This window comes from Methylocystis suflitae, from assembly GCF_024448135.1.
Taxonomy (GTDB): domain Bacteria; phylum Pseudomonadota; class Alphaproteobacteria; order Rhizobiales; family Beijerinckiaceae; genus Methylocystis; species Methylocystis suflitae.
Genome location: NZ_JAMRYX010000152.1, coordinates 1 through 1170 on the forward strand (window position 1 = coordinate 1; position 1170 = coordinate 1170).

The following is a 1170-nucleotide window of genomic DNA, read 5'->3' on the forward strand; positions in this document are numbered from 1 at the left end:
GCGCGCCAGTCTCGATTACTCGGTCAGGAGGGCGACGCCTTCCTTGCCGATCAGACGCTGAATGTTGATCAGCAGCTGAAGCACGACGCCGAACACGCCGAGCGCCATCCAGCCGAAGAACACGAAGCCCCAATGCAGCGGCGCAACGAACAGTTCTTCCATGAACCAGAACGTGTGGCCCCACTCATTCAGGCCGACGTTCGGGATGATCATGAACGGGCCAATCGCCACGATCAGATAAGCGACCGAATAACCCTTGGAGAAATACGGAAGACGCGTCTTCGCATAGAAGAAGCCGCCAACCGCGATCACCGAGTAAATCGGGTAGCTCATGTAGAACTCGATGATGTGCGACGGCGTGAAGTCCGTGTCGCGAATCACCGTCATGTGCCAGGTGCCGTCCTGCTCCGTGAAGAACGACGCGCCCCAGTAAATGGCCGCGGCGTAAACCACCAGCCACTGCACCTCAACCACCAGGCGGCGCATTTCTTCGCGCGCCGTCAGCGTCGAGAAGTCGCGCGTGCGCGTCTTCCACAAAAAGCCCGCAAGGCCAATGCCGGAGATCAGCTCCAGCGGGATCTCGGTCCAAAGGATCGACATCCAATAGGTCTGGAACTCCGGCGCAAACGAGTCCAGGCCAGCGCGCCAGCCATAAATCTGCTCGTAAATGCGAACGACCAGATAGAACCCGTTCAGAACGGCCAAGCCGATCCACATGCCCTTCAGGTCAACTACAGCTTCCGTGCCAGCAGCAGCGCGGGCTGCTGTGTCAGTCGTTGAGCTCATACCCTTCTCCTCCAATGTGCTCCCAGGGAATTGCGCGTGACCGGTATCGCTCCGCCTCCCACAACGGAGCCGCTTCGTCCTCGTTTCGTAAAGCAAAGCGAAAGCGCGTCTTCTTTTAAAAACACGCAAAACCGCCCTTGTCTGCCGCAGCCTTCCCGAAAATCCCGGAACATCCCCGCCTCAGCGGGCAAATCCCCAAATCCCAGAACCCGGCTGCTTGTTGTTATCGGACGAAAACCGACGTCGCCGCCTAAGCCAAAATCTAGAAATCCGCCCCCTTGAAAGAGCAGACCGCAGACCCAGCTCAGCGTGCCGCAACATTCCAATAACCCCCAATATTCACAATACCCGTTAGTATAGAGGAAAACAATCTATCGAATAGCT

1 protein-coding gene is annotated in these 1170 nt (G+C 57.4%); it reads right to left on the reverse strand.

The window, feature by feature from the left end; all coding sequences use genetic code 11:
- Positions 1-15 precede the first annotated feature (15 nt).
- Positions 16-786: a bacterial ammonia monooxygenase, subunit AmoC gene (amoC, locus tag NEI07_RS11915; protein ID WP_256034801.1), complete on the reverse strand. Its 771-nt coding sequence runs from the start codon at positions 784-786 to the stop codon at positions 16-18.
- Positions 787-1170: the final 384 nt, after the last annotated feature.